This window comes from Agrococcus sp. SL85, assembly GCF_026625845.1.
GTDB lineage: Bacteria > Actinomycetota > Actinomycetes > Actinomycetales > Microbacteriaceae > Agrococcus.
This window is the reverse complement of the sequence record NZ_CP113066.1, coordinates 1,105,351-1,120,045: the sequence shown is the minus strand read 5'-3', so window position 1 is coordinate 1,120,045 and position 14,695 is coordinate 1,105,351. Positions and strand designations below refer to the sequence as shown.

13 protein-coding genes and 2 pseudogenes are annotated in these 14,695 nt (G+C 74.6%); 12 read left to right on the top strand and 3 right to left on the bottom strand.

Going from position 1 to position 14,695, the window contains the following annotated elements:
* Positions 1–135: 135 nt before the first annotated feature.
* Positions 136–1,506 (top strand): sensor histidine kinase, encoded by a 1,371-nt coding sequence (locus OVA14_RS05480; protein WP_267505248.1) that lies wholly within the window; start codon positions 136–138, stop codon positions 1,504–1,506.
* A pseudogene (locus OVA14_RS05475) lies at positions 1,503–2,173 on the top strand (response regulator). Before OVA14_RS05480 ends, OVA14_RS05475 begins: the two are co-directional and overlap by 4 nt.
* Positions 2,174–2,259: 86 nt before the next feature.
* On the opposite strand, the gene OVA14_RS05470 reads toward OVA14_RS05475, so the two are convergent.
* Positions 2,260–2,646 (bottom strand): ester cyclase, encoded by a 387-nt coding sequence (locus tag OVA14_RS05470; protein ID WP_267505247.1) that lies wholly within the window; start codon positions 2,644–2,646, stop codon positions 2,260–2,262.
* A gap of 166 nt (positions 2,647–2,812) precedes the next feature.
* Here OVA14_RS05470 and OVA14_RS05465 point away from each other — a divergent pair, with 166 nt between their 5' ends.
* The 8 genes and pseudogenes from OVA14_RS05465 (at position 2,813) to OVA14_RS05430 (ending at position 9,699) form a co-directional block, all read left to right on the top strand.
* On the top strand, positions 2,813–3,694 hold the full coding sequence (locus OVA14_RS05465) for an ABC transporter ATP-binding protein (RefSeq protein WP_267505246.1): 882 nt from the start codon (positions 2,813–2,815) through the stop codon (positions 3,692–3,694).
* The gene (locus tag OVA14_RS05460; protein WP_267505245.1) at positions 3,691–4,797 is read left to right on the top strand and encodes an ABC transporter permease; all 1,107 of its coding nucleotides are present in this window, start codon (positions 3,691–3,693) and stop codon (positions 4,795–4,797) included. The genes OVA14_RS05465 and OVA14_RS05460 overlap by 4 nt, the downstream gene beginning before the upstream one ends.
* 164 nt (positions 4,798–4,961) lie before the next feature.
* A complete protein-coding gene (locus OVA14_RS05455) occupies positions 4,962–5,879 on the top strand; it encodes a metal ABC transporter solute-binding protein, Zn/Mn family (RefSeq protein ID WP_267505244.1) in 918 nt (305 codons plus the stop codon).
* On the top strand, positions 5,876–6,613 hold the full coding sequence (locus OVA14_RS05450) for a metal ABC transporter ATP-binding protein (protein WP_267505243.1): 738 nt from the start codon (positions 5,876–5,878) through the stop codon (positions 6,611–6,613). Before OVA14_RS05455 ends, OVA14_RS05450 begins: the two co-directional genes overlap by 4 nt.
* Positions 6,610–7,473 carry a metal ABC transporter permease gene (locus OVA14_RS05445; RefSeq protein WP_267505242.1) on the top strand — a complete coding sequence of 288 codons (864 nt, stop codon included), beginning with the start codon at positions 6,610–6,612 and terminating at the stop codon, positions 7,471–7,473. The genes OVA14_RS05450 and OVA14_RS05445 overlap by 4 nt, the downstream gene beginning before the upstream one ends.
* A 243-nt stretch (positions 7,474–7,716) precedes the next feature.
* Positions 7,717–8,076 carry a GntR family transcriptional regulator gene (locus OVA14_RS05440; protein ID WP_267505241.1) on the top strand — a complete coding sequence of 120 codons (360 nt, stop codon included), beginning with the start codon at positions 7,717–7,719 and terminating at the stop codon, positions 8,074–8,076.
* A pseudogene (locus OVA14_RS05435) lies at positions 8,073–8,967 on the top strand (ABC transporter ATP-binding protein). Before OVA14_RS05440 ends, OVA14_RS05435 begins: the two are co-directional and overlap by 4 nt.
* A gap of 12 nt (positions 8,968–8,979) precedes the next feature.
* Positions 8,980–9,699, top strand: a complete 720-nt coding sequence (locus OVA14_RS05430) for a hypothetical protein (RefSeq protein WP_267505240.1) — start codon at positions 8,980–8,982, stop codon at positions 9,697–9,699.
* Positions 9,700–9,807: 108 nt separating this feature from the next.
* Here the strand turns inward: OVA14_RS05430 and OVA14_RS05425 are convergent, their stop codons facing one another.
* The gene (locus OVA14_RS05425) at positions 9,808–11,160 is read right to left on the bottom strand and encodes a cryptochrome/photolyase family protein (RefSeq protein ID WP_267505239.1); all 1,353 of its coding nucleotides are present in this window, start codon (positions 11,158–11,160) and stop codon (positions 9,808–9,810) included.
* A 397-nt stretch (positions 11,161–11,557) separates the two neighbouring features.
* On the opposite strand from OVA14_RS05425, the gene OVA14_RS05420 reads away from it, so the two are divergent.
* A complete protein-coding gene (locus OVA14_RS05420; RefSeq protein ID WP_267505238.1) occupies positions 11,558–12,604 on the top strand; it encodes a threonine aldolase family protein in 1,047 nt (348 codons plus the stop codon).
* A 173-nt stretch (positions 12,605–12,777) separates the two neighbouring features.
* A complete protein-coding gene (locus OVA14_RS05415) occupies positions 12,778–13,464 on the top strand; it encodes a YdeI/OmpD-associated family protein (protein ID WP_267505237.1) in 687 nt (228 codons plus the stop codon).
* A 99-nt stretch (positions 13,465–13,563) separates the two neighbouring features.
* Here the strand turns inward: OVA14_RS05415 and OVA14_RS05410 are convergent, their stop codons facing one another.
* Positions 13,564–14,691 carry an SRPBCC domain-containing protein gene (locus OVA14_RS05410; RefSeq protein WP_267505236.1) on the bottom strand — a complete coding sequence of 376 codons (1,128 nt, stop codon included), beginning with the start codon at positions 14,689–14,691 and terminating at the stop codon, positions 13,564–13,566.
* Between the last annotated feature and the right edge of the window lie 4 nt (positions 14,692–14,695).

Sequence of the window (14,695 nt, the reverse complement as noted above, 5' to 3'; positions counted from 1 at the left end):
ATGTGCTCGAGATGGTCGTTCTGGAGCACCCGTTCCGACCATCTCGTGCACATGTGCGGCCGGGGGTGGACGGGGAGGCCGGGCTCCGTCGAGCGGCGGAGGCGGCTCGGGGCCGAGCTCGCATAGGTTGGCGGGATGGCCGCCCGCTCCCGACCCGATCCGCGATCGCTCCGGGCCGACCTCGTCGTCGCGGCGGCGCTGGCCTTCAGCGGCTGCGTCATGGTCGCCCTCTCGGACGTCGCGGGCCTCCTCGTCGGCGAGGACATGCCCGTGTGGGTCGCGCTGCTCGGCTCGGTGCTGCTCGCGGCGCCGCTCGTGCTGCGGCGCGTGCATCCCGTGCCCGTCGCGATCGCGCAGTCGGTCGTCTACATCGTGTTCGGCGAGCTGGGCGCCATCGAGTTCTACGCCTCGCAGATCGCGCTCTTCCTCGGCCTCTACTCGATCGGGGCCTGGGAGTCGCACCGGGCGCGGGCGCGCTGGGTGCGGCTCGCGATCGTGCTCATCATGGCGGCATGGCTCGCGAGCAGCGCGGTGCGCGGCTTCCTCGACCCCGAGACCGGCGAGCGGGGCGTGGCCGCCTACTTCGCCTTCCTCGGCATCCAGGTGGCGATCAACGCGATCTTCTTCGGCGGCGCCTGGATCTTCGGCGACCGCGCCTGGGCGAGCGCCGTCGAGCGCGAGCAGCTCGCTCGCGCGCACGACGAGATCCGCGCGCAGCAGGCGCAGCTCGCCGAGCAGGCCGTGACGCTCGAGCGGATGCGCATCGCGCGCGAGCTGCACGACGTCGTCGCGCACCACGTCTCGGCGATGGGCGTGCAGGCGGGCGCAGCGCGGCGTGTGCTCGACCGCGACCCCGCGGCGGCGCGGGATGCGCTGCAGCACGTGGAGCGCTCGGCCCGTGAGGCGATCAGCGAGCTGCGCTCGCTCGTGCTGACGCTGCGCTCCGACGACGACGGCACGGGCGCCGCGCCCGACCTCTCGGGCATCGACGCGCTCGTGGAGGCCGCGCGCGACGCCGGCCAGCGCGTCGGGCTCGCGCGCATCGGCGAGCGCTCGGCGCTCTCGCCCGCGGTCGAGCTCACCGCCTACCGGGTCGTGCAGGAGGCCCTGACCAACGCCCGCAAGCACGCGGGCGCCGCCGCGACGATCGACGTGCGGCTGCGCTTCGCGCCGGATGCGCTCGAGGTCGAGGTCGGTGACGACGGCCACGGCAGCCCCCACGCCGCGCGGTCGGGCCTCGGCAGCGGCATGGGCCTCATCGGCATGCGCGAGCGCGTGACCGCGATCGGCGGCGCGCTCGAGGCGGGCCCGAAGTCGCGCGGCGGCTTCCTCGTGCGCGCCTCGCTGCCGGTGGTGCCGACGATCCGCTCGGTGCCGTCGGCGCCCGCGCCCGCGGACGCCGCGGCCGCCGCCTCCGCTCCCGCTGGATCTCAACGTCTGGGCGCGCACGCCGACCCCGGATCCGGGCCTCAGGTGCGCGCGGAGACGTTGGAGGAGGGGTCGTGACGCGCATCCTGCTCGTCGACGACCAGGCGCTCGTGCGCTCCGGCTTCGCGACGATCCTGGGCTCGGAGCCGGGCTTCGAGGTGGTCGGCCAGGCGGCCGACGGCGCCGAGGGCGTGCGCCTGGCGGCCGAGCTGGCGCCCGACGTCATCTGCATGGACGTGCAGATGCCCGTCATGGACGGCCTCGCCGCCACCCGCGCGGTGTGCGAGGGCCCCTCGGGCGCCTCGGTGCTCATGCTCACGACCTTCGACCGCGACGACTTCCTCTTCGAGGCGCTCTCGGCCGGCGCCTCCGGATTCCTGCTGAAGACCGCCGAGCCCGAGCAGCTCATCGACGCCGTGCACGCCCTCGCGCGCGGGGATGCGCTGCTCTCGCCCGAGGTGACGCGGCGGGTCATCGAGCGGTTCGCGGCGCCCGCCGCGCCCGCGCCCGCCACCGCGCCCGCAGGCTGACGCGGCGCTCGCGCAGGCTCACCGAGCGCGAGCGCGAGACGCTGCTGCGCCTCGCCCGCGGCCGGTCGAACGCCGAGATCGCGGCCGAGCTCTACGTCGGCGAGGCGACCGTGAAGACGCACGTGTCGAACGTGCTCATGAAGCTCGGCATCCGCGACCGCATCCACGCGGTCATCTGGGCGTACGAGCACGGCGTGGTCGCGCCGCGCGCCTGAGCCCGCCCTGCGGAGGATCCTCAACCGGGCCAGTGGTCGGCAGGCGCGATCATCGCGTCCGCCGACCACAGAACCGGTTGAGATCCTCAGCGGAGCTGGGCGAGCAGCTCGTGCGGCTCGGTGCCGGAGGTCTCGGCGATGCGGCCGGCCTCGACGCGGTGCATCGCGAACTCGGCCACGTTGACGCGGCGGCGCGTGGGCGCGATCCCCCGGAACTCGCGCACGTGCGTGCCGGATCCGCGCAGGTGCACGGCGATCCGGTCGTCCTCGGCCACGACCTGGATGCGCTTCCACCGCCAGTCGGGGAACGCGTGGAACAGCTCGGCGAGGTCGGCGATCCACGCCTCCGCGCCGCCCGGCAGGTGGGCGCGGCGCACACCTGGCGCCAGGTGCTCCCGGATGCGCTCGAGGTCGTGGGTGTTGCACGCGTCGAGGAAGTCGGCGTGCCAGGCGTGCAGCTCCCAGGGCTCCATGCGTCCATCCTCGCGGCTCGGCGGGTCTCGTGACGGCAGCGCCCTGCGGGCGCGGCCTCCTCGACCAGCGGGCGTCGGCAGCGCCCGCCCCTCCCCCGCACGGGGGAGCCCAGGTCGAGCCGGGAGGGGGAGGCCCGGCCCCGGCCCGCCGCCGTAGCGTCGGAGCATGCTCTCCCTCCACGCGATCTCCCGCTCGTTCGGCGGCCATCTCGCCCTCAGCGACGTCGGCTTCGACGTCAAGGACGGCCTCATGACCGGCTTCGTCGGCGCGAACGGCGCCGGCAAGACCACCACCATGCGCATCATCCTCGGCGTGCTCGCGGCCGACGGCGGCGAGGTCCGCTGGGACGGCCGCCCCATCACCGCCGACGACCGCGCCCAGTTCGGCTACATGCCCGAGGAGCGCGGCCTCTACCCGAAGATGCGCGTCAAGGAGCAGCTCGTCTACCTCGCGCGCCTCCACGGCATGGACGCCCGCACCGCCGCGGGCCGCGCCGACGACCTGCTCGAGCGCCTCGGCCTCGGCCCGCGCCGCGACGACACGCTCGAGTCGCTGAGCCTCGGCAACCAGCAGCGCGCGCAGATCGCAGCCGCCCTCGTGCACGATCCCGCCGCGCTCGTGCTCGACGAGCCCTTCTCGGGCCTCGACCCGATGGCGGTCGAGGTGACGCTCGAGGTGCTGCGCGACGTCGCCCGCTCGGGCGCGCCCGTGCTGTTCTCGAGCCACCAGCTCGACGTCGTCGAGCGCCTCTGCGACGAGCTCGTCATCCTCGCCGAGGGCCGCGTGCGCGCCGCCGGCACCCGCCAGCAGCTGCGCGAGCGGCACTCGGCGCCCGAGTGGGTGCTCGAGACCGACGACGGCGGCTTCGTGCGCGGCATCCCCGGCGTGGAGGTCGTCGAGTTCGACGGCGGCCACGTGCGCTTCACCGCCGACGACCCCTCGCGCGCCGACGCCGTGCTGCGCGAGGCCATCGAGCGCGGCCGCGTGCGCTCCTTCGCCCCCTCCATCCGCCCGCTGACCGAGATCTTCCAGGAGGTCGTCCGATGACCACCGCCACCGCCGCCCGCCGCGGCCGCACCCCGTTCGCGCAGGCCGCCGCGATCGTCGCCCAGCGCGAGATCATGACGAAGCTGCGCTCGAAGGCCTTCCTCGTCTCGACCGCGCTCTTCGTCGGCGCGATCTTCGTCATGGTGCTGCTGTCGTCGCTCGGCCCGCAGCTGTTCGACTCCACCACGCGGGTCGCCGTCACCGAGCAGACCGCGAGCGCGATCGAGGGCGTCGAGGGCTACGAGGTGGAGGTGCTCGGCAGCGCCCAGGCGGTGCGGGAGGCCGTGGAGTCGGGCGACGTGAGCGCCGGCGTGCTGCAGGACGACGGCCCCTCGGGCCTCCTCGTCGTCGGCGACCGCGAGGCCCCGACCGGCGTGCTGCAGCTGCTGAGCGTGCAGCCCGAGCTCGAGCTGCTCGACCCGAACGCGCCCGACCCGATGCTCACCTACTTCATCGGCATCGCCTTCGGCATCGTCTTCTTCTCGTCGGCGATCACCTTCGGCCAGACGATCGCGCAGTCGGTCGTGGAGGAGAAGCAGTCGCGCATCGTCGAGATCATGCTCGCGACGGTGCCGGCGCGCGCGATCCTCGCGGGCAAGGTGCTCGGCAACTCGATCCTCGCCTTCGGGCAGATCGCGCTGATCGCGGGCGTGGTGCTGCTGGGCGGGGCGGTGACCGGCTCGCAGCTGCTGCTCGACGGGCTCGGCATGCCGATCATCTGGTTCGTGGCACTCTTCACGATCGGCTTCGTGATGCTCGCGGCGCTCTACGCGGCAGCGGCCGCGCTCGTCTCGCGCTCGGAGGACCTCGGCTCGGCCTCGAGCCCGCTCATGATGCTGATCATGATCCCGTACATCCTCGTGATCATCTTCAACAACAACCCGCTCGCGCTGCAGATCATGTCGTACGTGCCGTTCTCGGCGCCGGTCGCGGTGCCCATGCGCGTCTACCTCGGCACGATGGAGTGGTGGGAGCCGCTGCTCTCGCTCGCGATCCTCGCCGCGACGACCGTGGGGGCGATCCTCTTCGCCGCCCTCGTCTACGAGCGCTCGCTGCTGAAGACGGGCGCGATGGTGAAGTGGCGGGATGCGCTGAAGCGCTGACGCCGGAAAGATCGGCCGGGAGCGGGCACATGGACGCGATGCGCGGCCATGTGCCCGCTCCACGCTGATCGCACCGGACCCGGCGCGCGGCTTGCGCGGAGGGCCGCTGTCGCGGGATGATTTCGGCACACCGAAAACCTGATGTTCGAGCCTCCGAAGGATCCATGCGCCGCTCCGCCCTCGCCTCCGCCGCCCTCGCCGCCACCGCCCTGCTGCTCGCCGGCTGCGCCGGGGCGGGCGCGGGCGAGCCGCAGGACGACCGACCCGTCGTGCTCACGACCTTCACGGTGCTCGCCGACATCGCGGGCGCGGTGGCGGGCGACGACCTGCGGGTGGAGTCGATCACCCGCCCCGGCGCCGAGGTCCACGGGTACGAGCCGACGCCGCGCGACGTCGCCCGCGCATCCGAGGCCGATCTCCTCCTCGACAACGGGCTGGGCCTCGAGGCCTGGTTCGAGCGGTTCGTGCAGGACGCCGACGCGCCGCGCGTCGTCGCGAGCGAGGGCGTGGAGCCGATCGAGATCGCGGCCGACGCCTCCGCCGGCCGCCCCAACCCGCACGCCTGGATGAGCCCCACGAACGTGCAGCGCTACGTCGACACGATCGAGGCCGCCTTCGCGGAGCTCGCGCCCGAGCACGCCGAGGGCTTCGCCGAGCGCGCCGACGCCTATCGGGCCGAGCTCCAGCAGGTGCAGGACGAGCTGGTGGCCGACCTCGCCGCCGTGCCCGAGCAGCAGCGCGCGCTCGTGACGTGCGAGGGCGCCTTCTCGTACCTCGCGCGCGACGCGGGCCTCGAGGAGCGCTCGCTCTGGCCCGTCAACGCCGAGCAGCAGGCCACCCCGCAGCGGATCGCCGACGTCATCGCGTTCGTCGAGGAGCGCGACGTGCCCGCGGTGTTCTGCGAGTCGACGGTCTCGGACGCGCCGATGCAGCAGGTGGTCGAGGCGACGGGCGCGCGCTTCGGCGGCACCCTCTACGTCGATTCGCTCTCGGAGGCGGACGGCCCCGTGCCCACCTACCTCGACCTCATCCGGCACGACGCCGAGACGATCGCGGCGGGGCTCACGGGCGGCGGGCGATGACGGCCGCGATCGAGGTGCGCGGCCTCACCGTGCGCTACGGCGAGGTCACGGCGCTCGACGGCGTCGACCTCGCCGTGGCCCATGGCGCGGTCACGGCGCTCATCGGCATGAACGGCGCCGGCAAGTCCACCCTGCTGCAGGCGATCTCCGGCAGGCTGCGGCCGGATGCGGGCACGGTGCTCGTGGGCGGCGAGGCGCCCGCCGCCGCCCGACGCCGCGGTCGCGTCGCCTCCATGCCGCAGAGCGAGGCGGTCGACTGGTCGTTCCCGCTCTCGGTGCGCGACGTCGTGATGATGGGGCGCTACGGCTTCCAGGGCATCGGGCGGCGCGCGCGCCCCGCCGACCGCGCCGCCGTCGAAGCGGCGCTCGAGCGCGTCGACCTCGCGCCGCTCGCCGACCGCCAGATCGGCAGGCTCTCGGGCGGGCAGCGCAAGCGCGCCTTCCTCGCCCGCTGCCTCGCGCAGGAGGCCGACGTGCTGCTGCTCGACGAGCCCTTCGCGGGCGTCGACAAGGCCTCGGAGGCGACGATCGTCGCGCTGCTGCGCGAGCTCGCCGACGACGGCAGGGCCGTGCTCGTCTCGACCCACGACCTCCACGCGCTCCCGCGCCTCGCCGACGAGGCGGTGCTGCTGCTGCGCCGCGTCGTCTTCCACGGCGGCGTCGAGGAGGCGCTGCGCCCCGAGCGGCTCGCGCTCGCCTTCGGTCTCGACCCGCTCGATCGGCCCGGCGCATGAGCCCGCTCGACGTGCTGCTGGAGCCCTTCCAGTACGAGTTCATGCTGCGCGCGCTCGCGACGAGCGTCGTCGCCGCGGCCGTGTGCGCGACGCTCTCGTGCTGGCTCGTGCTCATCGGCTGGTCGCTCATGGGCGACGCCGTCTCGCACGCGGTGCTGCCCGGCGTCGTGCTCGCCTACGCGCTCGGCACCCCCTTCGCGCTCGGCGCGCTCGTGTTCGGCGTGCTCGCCGTGGCGCTCATCGGGCTCATCCGCGACACGAGCCGCGTGAAGGAGGACGCTGCGATCGGCATCGTGTTCACGACGCTCTTCGCGCTCGGGCTCGTGCTCATCTCGGTCACGCCGAGCCAGGTCGACCTCTCGCACATCGTCTTCGGCAACGTGCTCGGCGTCTCGGCCGCCGACCTCGTGCAGGTGCTCGTGCTCGCCGCGGTGGCGCTCACGGTGCTGCTCGTGCTGCGGCGCGACCTCACGCTCTTCGCCTTCGACCCCGCCCACGCGCACGCGATCGGCCTGCGCCCGCGGCTGCTCGGCGCCGTGCTGCTGGGCGTGCTCGCGCTCACGTGCGTCGTGGCGCTGCAGGTCGTGGGCGTCGTGCTCGTCGTGGCGCTGCTCATCATCCCCGGCGCCACGGCGCACCTCCTCACCGACCGCTTCGGGCGGATGCTCGTGCTCGCGCCCGCCATCTCGATCGCGTGCACGGCCGCGGGCCTCGTGGCGAGCTACTGGATCGACGCGGCCTCCGGCGGCCTCATCGTCGTCGTGCACGGCATCGCCTTCGCGCTCGCCTACCTGCTCGCGCCGCGGCGCGGCCTGCTGGTGCGCGCGCTGCGGCGGCGGCCGGCGGCGGCTGCCGCCTGAGCACCTCGCGGGTCGAGGAGCGCGCGGCCGGAGGCCGCACGCGTCGCGAGACCCGAATGGCCGCGCGGGTCTCGCGACGGCAGCGGCTGCGCCGCGGCCTCCTCGCCCGACGATGCGCCGATCCGCGGTTGACACACGCCCAGTTCCATGGTTCATTACTTGAGTAATGAACCCGCGGAGCAGGATGCGCAGCCCGCTCCCGGATGTGCGCACATCCGAACCCCACACCCCCTAGGAGGCAGCGTGCTCGACGACAGCAAGCCGCTCTTCGTCGCCCTCGCGGAGCAGATCGAGGACGGCATCCTCGACGGCACCTACGCCGAGGACGGCCCCGTCCCGTCGACGAACGAGCTCGCCGCCTTCCTCCGCATCAACCCCGCGACCGCCGGCAAGGGCCTCGGCCTGCTCGTCGACGCCGGGGTGCTCATCAAGAGGAGAGGGATCGGCATGTTCGTCGCCCCCGGCGCCCCCGCGGCGCTCCGCGAGCGCCGCCGCAGCGCGTTCGCCGCCCAGTTCATCGCACCGCTGCTGCGCGAGGCAGGACAGCTCGGGATCACCCCCGAGGACCTCGCAGGCATGATCACGAAGGAGGCGGGTCGATGACCGCCATCACCACCACGGGCCTCAGCAAGCACTACAAGGAGGTGCGCGCCGTCGACGACGTCGACCTCGCGCTCGCCGAGCACCGCATCCACGGCCTCCTCGGCCGCAACGGCGCCGGCAAGACCACGCTCATGCAGCTGCTCACCGGGCAGATCTTCGCCACCTCCGGCTCCGCCCGCGTGCTCGGAGGCGACCCCGTCGAGAACGTCGACGTGCTCTCGCAGACGTGCTTCATCCAGGAGTCGCAGCGCTACCCCGACACCTTCCGCGCGATCGACGTGCTGCGGATCGCGGCGGGCGCCCACCCGCGCTGGGACCAGGGCTTCGCCGACCAGCTGGTCGAGGAGTTCCGCCTGCCCGTGCAGCGGCCCATCAAGAAGGCTCTCGCGCGGCCAGCTCTCGGCGATCGGCATCGTCGTCGGCCTCGCCTCGCGGGCCCCCGTGACGTTCTTCGACGAGCCATACCTCGGCCTCGACGCCGTCGCCCGCCGGCTCTTCTACGACCGCCTGCTCGCCGACTTCGCCGAGCACCCGCGCACGGTCGTGCTCTCGACCCACCACATCGACGAGGTCGCGAACCTCCTCGAGCACGTCGTGATCCTCGACGAGGGCCGGGTGCTGCTCGACGCCGACACCGACGAGCTGCACGACGCCGCCCTCACGGTCTCCGGCCGCGCGGCCGACGTCGACGCCTTCCTCGCCGGCCGCGAGGTGCTCGAGCGCACCGCCCTCGGCACCCTCGCGACCGCGACGGTGCCGGGCGGGCCCGAGGCCCAGCGCGCCGCCGCCTCCGCGGGGCTCGACGTGAGCCCCGTCTCCCTGCAGGCGCTCTTCGTGCACCTGACCACCGCCAACGCCTCGACCCGCGCGACCGACGTCGCCGCCGTCTGAGAGGAGAGCACCATGCGCATCCGCAACGTCGTCCAGCTCCACACCGTCAACCGCATGCAGGCCTTCGGGTGGCCGCTGCTCATCATGTGCTTCTCGCTCGCGCTCGTGCTCGTCATCGGCGGGCTCGTGCTCGGCGTCGGCGGCCCCGAGGCGCGGGCGGGCATGCACAACGGCATGCAGTGGAACGGCGCGATCTTCGCGCTGCTCGGGCCGCTCATCGGCTTCGGCTTCACCGCGATGGGGCAGTACTTCCCCCTCGCGCTCGGCCTCGGCCTCACGCGCCGCGAGTTCGCGCTCGGCACCGCGCTCGTCTTCGTCGGCAACGCCGCCTTCTACGCGACGGTCGTCACGATCGGCAAGGCCATCGAGCTCGCCACGGGCGGCTTCGGCCTGGGCGTGCGCTTCTTCGACACCTACTTCACGGGCATCGGGCCGTGGTGGCAGACGCTCGTGCAGACCTTCCTGCTCATCCTCGCCGTCATGCTCGTGGGCGCCGCCATCACGACGGCCTACCACCGCTGGGCGCAGCCCTTCCTCTGGACCTTCTGGCTCACGCTCGCGACGATCGTCGTCGCGGTCGCGGGCGCCACGATCCTCTCCGAGGGCTTCCGCGCCGCGCTCGTCGAGCTCGCGCGGATGCCGTGGATCGGGTGGATGGGCGTGATCGCGGCGTTCGGCGCCGTCGGCGCCGCGGTCTGGCTGACGCTCGTGCGGCGGGCGCAGGCGCGCTAGCCCGCCGCTCCCGTGCACCGAACGGCCCCGTCGGCATCGCCGAGGGGGCCGTCCGGTGCATCACCGCGCTGCACGAGCGCGGTCGGGCGCGCGTCCCCTGGCGCGGCGTCAGCCCTTCGCCGCCTGGTAGCGGTCGAGGGCCTCCTGCCGCTCCTCCTTGTGGTCGACGATCGGCTCCGGGTAGTCGTGCGCGTAGCCGTCGTCGTGCTTCCACGGCTGGTGCGCGGCCTTGCCCTCGAGGTGCCGCAGCTCGGGCACCCAGCGGCGCACGTAGGCGCCGTCGGGGTCGAACTTCTCGCCCTGCAGCACCGGGTTGAAGACGCGGAAGTACGGCGAGGCGTCGGTGCCGGTGCCGGCGGTCCACTGCCAGCCGTGGTTGTTCGAGGCGATGTCGCCGTCGGCGAGCAGGTCGAGGAAGTGGCGGGCGCCGTGCGGCCACCACACGTGGAGGTCCTTCGTGAGGAAGCTCGCGGTGAGCATGCGCACCCGGTTGTGCATCCAGCCCTCGGCGCGCAGCTGCCGCATGCCGGCGTCGACCATCGGGAACCCGGTGCGGCCCTCCTGCCACGCCTCGAAGAGGTCGCCCGGCTCGTCGTAGGGCATGCGCTCGAGGGCGTCGGTGAGGTCGTGCCAGGCGGAGCGCGGCTGGTGGTGCAGCACGTCGGCGTAGAACTCGCGCCAGGCGAGCTCGGTCTGGAACACCTTGAGCGAGCGCTGGGCCCCGGCGCCCCGCCTCGGCGCGACGCGGTCGAGGTCGGCGAGCAGCGTGCGGGGGTGCACGGCGCCGAGCTTCAGCGCGATCGAGAGGCGGGAGGTGCCGTCGAGGTCGGGGCGGTCGCGGGCGTCGGCGTAGTCGTCGATCGCGTCGTCGAGGAACTCGTGCCAGCGCTCGAGCGCACCCTCCTCGCTCGCCCAGGTGAGGTCTGCCTCGACCTCCGGGATCTCCGGGAGGCCCTCGGAGTCGGCCCTGCGCACCCAGCGGTGGTCGCCAGGCAGCTCGGCCGGCGCCCGCCAGCCGTGCTCGAGCCACGCCTTCGAGAACGGCGTGAAGACGCGGAAGGGATCGCCGTCGCCCTTCCGCACGCGGCCGGGCGTCACGGCGTAGGGGCTGCCGGTCGCGACGAGCGGCACGTCGAGCGCGCGCTCGACGCGGCGGTCGCGGCGGCGACCGTAGGGCGTAGTCTCCTCCGAGACGTGGACGGCCTCGGCGCCCACCTCGGCCACGAGGTCGGGGATGACGCGCTCGGGCTTCCCGGATCGGATGACGAGGGCGCCGTCGGTCGCACGGTGGAGGGCGTGGAGCGCGGTGCGCAGCGCCGCGGTGCGGGCGTCGCCCGAACCGTCGAAGACCGGGTCGAGCACGAAGACCGGCAGCACGGCGCCGGCCTCGGCCGCGGCCACGAGCGCCGGATGGTCGGCGACCCGGAGGTCGCGGCGGAACCAGACGATCTGCGCGGGCATGCGGGCGACGATACGCGCGCCGCCTGGGCGGGATCTGCCGCGCCGACCCGGGCGGACGCCGCGCGCCGCGCCTGGCGGACGCCGCGCGCCGCGCGCGGTGGATGCCGCGCGTCGACCGAGGCGGACGCCACGCCCAGCGACACCGCCGCCGTGCACCGCTTCGCCCGCCCTCCTCGTCCCGCATGGTCACCTCCGCCCGACCGCTCCCGACCGGTCACTCCCGCCAGGCATCCACGTCGAGCGGTCGCCAACGGCTGCCGCGTGCGGCGCTCGGCCGCCACGCGCGACCGCTCGAGGGGGGGCGGTGGCGGGAGCGACCGGTCGGGGCGGGCAGCACCGGGCAGGCACGGGCGGCGGAGCGGGATGCGCTCGGGGGCGGCGGTGCCAGGATGGTCGGGTGCAGCCTCTCCACGACACCGCCCGCCGCGGCTTCGCCTCCGACAACTACTCCGGCGTCCACCCCGCCGTGCTCGACGCGATCGCGGCCGCGAACGGCGGCCACCAGAGCGCCTACGGCGCCGACGAGTACACGGCGAGGCTCCAGGAGGTCGTGCGCGGCCACTTCGGCGAGGGCGCCGAGGCGTTCCCCGTCTTCAACGGCACGGGCGCCAACGTGCTCGCGCTGCAGTCCCTGCTGCCGCGCTGGGGCGGCGTCGTGGCGGCGACCACCGCGCACATCAACGTCGACGAGGGCGGCGCGCCCGAGCGCGTCGGCGGCATGAAGCTGCTCACGGTGCCCACGCCCGACGGCAAGCTCACCCCCGAGCTCATCGACCTGCAGGCGCACGGCTTCGGCGACGAGCACCGCGCGCAGCCGCTCGCGGTCTCGATCACCCAGTCGACCGAGCTGGGCACCCTCTATACGGCCGAGGAGATCCGGGCGATCGCCGACCACGCGCACTCGCTCGGCATGCTCGTGCACCTCGACGGCGCCCGCATCTCGAACGCCGCCGTCGCCCTCGGCGCGGGCCTGCGCGACGTCACGACCGACGCGGGCGTCGACATCGTCTCGCTCGGCGGCACGAAGAACGGCGCGATGGGCGCCGAGGCGATCGTGACGCTCTCGGAGGGCGCGGGCGAGGGCCTCGTGTACCTGCGCAAGCTCAACATGCAGCTCGCCTCGAAGATGCGCTTCATCTCGGCGCAGCTGCTCGCGCTCTACGACGGCGACCTGTGGCGCGAGAACGCGGGTCACGCGAACGCGATGGCCGCGCGCCTGCGGGCAGCGGTCGAGGACGTGCCGGGCGTCGCCTTCGCCTACCCGACGCAGGCGAACGGCGTGTTCGCGCAGCTGCCGGCGGGCGTCGCCGACCGCGTGCGCGAGCGCTTCTTCTTCTACGACTGGGACGCCACGGGCCGCGAGGTGCGCTGGATGTGCACGTGGGACACCGCCGAGGACGACGTCGACGCGTTCGCGGCGCTCGTGCGCGAGGCCGCCGCCTGATCCGACCCGGCGTCCTGCCGCTCCGGCGATCCGCCGTCCCGCGATCCCGCGATCCGCTGTTGCAGGCTCTCCGGCGTGCGGGCGCGATGGTCGCGCCTGCTCGCCGCTGAGCCTGCGATGTCGGAGGGGATGCGGCTGGGGGCGGCGTGGGCGGCGCGTGCCAGCATGGGCGCATGACGACGGATGCGGCAGCGGAGCCGGGCGCTCCAGGCACGCCGGGCGGCTCGGCCGAGCGGCCCGCCACGTTCTTCCGCGACGCCGCGGAGTTCCGCGCCTGGCTCGAGGCGCACCACGCCACGGCGACCGAGCTGTGGATGGGCCTCACCGCCAAGCACGTCGAGCCGCGCGGGCTCACGTGGGCCGAGGCGGTGCCGGAGGCCCTGTGCTTCGGCTGGATCGACTCGGTCTCGCAGCGCATCGACGACGACGCCCGGCGGCAGCGCTGGACGCCGCGGAAGGCGCGCTCGATCTGGTCGGCCGTGAACGTGGCGCACGTCGAGCGGCTCGCGGCCGAGGGCCGCATGCACCCGGCGGGCATCGCCGCCTTCGAGGCGCGGCGCCCCGAGGACGTGGGCGTGTACTCGCACGAGCAGCCCGACGACGTCGCCCTGCCCGACGCGCTGCAGGCGATCGTCGACGCCTCACCCGCCGCGGTCGCCTTCCTCGCCGAGGCGACGCCGGGCTACCGCAAGCAGACGACGGTGTGGGTGCAGAGCGCCAAGCGCGAGCCCACGCGCGTCGCGCGCGCCGAGCAGCTGCGCGACGACTCGGCCGCCGGCAGGCTCGTGCCGCCGTTCCGGCCGGGCGCGACGCCGAAGTGGGTGGCGCGGGCGGCGGCTGCGGCGGCGGCTGCTCGCTGAGGGGGCCTCGTGACGCGTGCGGCTGCGCCGCGCGCTCCTCGACCGGCGGCGGACCATCGCCCGTCCTCCGCTCGACCGGCGGGCGGCCGCGGTGCGGCCTCAGGCCCCTGGCGCCCGACGCCGCAGATGCGCGGCGAGGTTCGCGAGCGACGAGCCCAGCCCCTCCTCGTGGTCGGCCTGGCCGATGCCGGGCGGCACGTCGGTCGCCTCGACGGTCACGCGCGTGCCCGCCGCGACGGGCTCGAGCAGCCACGTCATCGTCATCGCGCCCGCGAAGCGCTCCAGCTCGGTCTCGAAGCGGATGCGCTGCACCACTCGGCGGCCCGGCACGAGCTCCAGCAGCTCGACGCGCGAGACGTCGGAGTCGTCGGTCGTCTTCGTGTCGTCGTTCGCGGCGAAGCGCAGCACCACGCGGTAGCCGCCGCCCTCCCGGCCGTCGAAGTCCTCGATCGTGCCGGTCGACCCCTCGGGCGGCAGCCAGGCCGCGAGCGCGGCGGGGTCGACGAGCGCGGCGTAGGCCTCGGCGGGCGATGCCACGACCACGGTGGAGGCGCGATCCACGCGGGCGCGGGTCGGGTGGGGCGCGCCCCGGGCGGCGCCCCGCGCCACGGCCCCCACGACGGCCTCGAGCGCCCGCGCGAGGTCGTCGAACCCGAGCCCCGCATCCACGGGCGCCGCGCCGGCGTCGGTCTCGCCGCCGACGCCCGCGACCCCGGCGGAGCGCACCGCCGGCACGTGCACGAAGCCGCCGGGCACGTCGAGCCCCGCCACGAGGTAGGCGACGTGGTTGCAGAGGAAGCGGCCGGCGTCGTCGCTCGCGGCCGCCGGCACCCCCGCGTCCTCGATCGCGGCGACGAGGGCCTCGACGTCGAGGCCGGACGCGCGCCGCGACGGCCCCTCGGGCTCGATCGGCGCGCGGCGCGGCTGCGCGCCCGCGTTGTCGGGGATGCGCGCGTCGTCCTCGTTCGCGCCCCAGCGCTCGGGGGTCACCGCGGCCCGGCCGCCGGCCTCGCCCACGGCCACCACGGCATCCGGCCGGTGCTCGGCCACGAGCGCCCGGAGGGCGGGGCCCGCGCCCGCGAAGGTCACCGGCAGCACGCCGGTGACGAGCTCGACGCCGGGCTGCGGCCGCTCGCGGCGGGCGGCCTCGAGCCGCCGCACCGCCTCGAGGCTCGCGTTCTCGGCGTCGCCGCCGAAGGGCTCGAAGGCGGTGACGAGGATGCGCATGGCC

Bases quoted from the DNA above. Each gene is read 5' to 3' on its own strand.
- OVA14_RS05480 (WP_267505248.1), top strand. From the start codon at position 136: ATGGCCGCCCGCTCCCGACCCGATCCGCGATCGCTCCGGGCCGACCTC.
- OVA14_RS05470 (WP_267505247.1), bottom strand. From the start codon at position 2,646: ATGGAGCCCTGGGAGCTGCACGCCTGGCACGCCGACTTCCTCGACGCG.
- OVA14_RS05465 (WP_267505246.1), top strand. From the start codon at position 2,813: ATGCTCTCCCTCCACGCGATCTCCCGCTCGTTCGGCGGCCATCTCGCC.
- OVA14_RS05460 (WP_267505245.1), top strand. From the start codon at position 3,691: ATGACCACCGCCACCGCCGCCCGCCGCGGCCGCACCCCGTTCGCGCAG.
- OVA14_RS05455 (WP_267505244.1), top strand. From the start codon at position 4,962: ATGCGCCGCTCCGCCCTCGCCTCCGCCGCCCTCGCCGCCACCGCCCTG.
- OVA14_RS05450 (WP_267505243.1), top strand. From the start codon at position 5,876: ATGACGGCCGCGATCGAGGTGCGCGGCCTCACCGTGCGCTACGGCGAG.
- OVA14_RS05445 (WP_267505242.1), top strand. From the start codon at position 6,610: ATGAGCCCGCTCGACGTGCTGCTGGAGCCCTTCCAGTACGAGTTCATG.
- OVA14_RS05430 (WP_267505240.1), top strand. From the start codon at position 8,980: ATGCGCATCCGCAACGTCGTCCAGCTCCACACCGTCAACCGCATGCAG.
- OVA14_RS05425 (WP_267505239.1), bottom strand. From the start codon at position 11,160: ATGCCCGCGCAGATCGTCTGGTTCCGCCGCGACCTCCGGGTCGCCGAC.
- OVA14_RS05415 (WP_267505237.1), top strand. From the start codon at position 12,778: ATGACGACGGATGCGGCAGCGGAGCCGGGCGCTCCAGGCACGCCGGGC.
- OVA14_RS05410 (WP_267505236.1), bottom strand. From the start codon at position 14,691: ATGCGCATCCTCGTCACCGCCTTCGAGCCCTTCGGCGGCGACGCCGAG.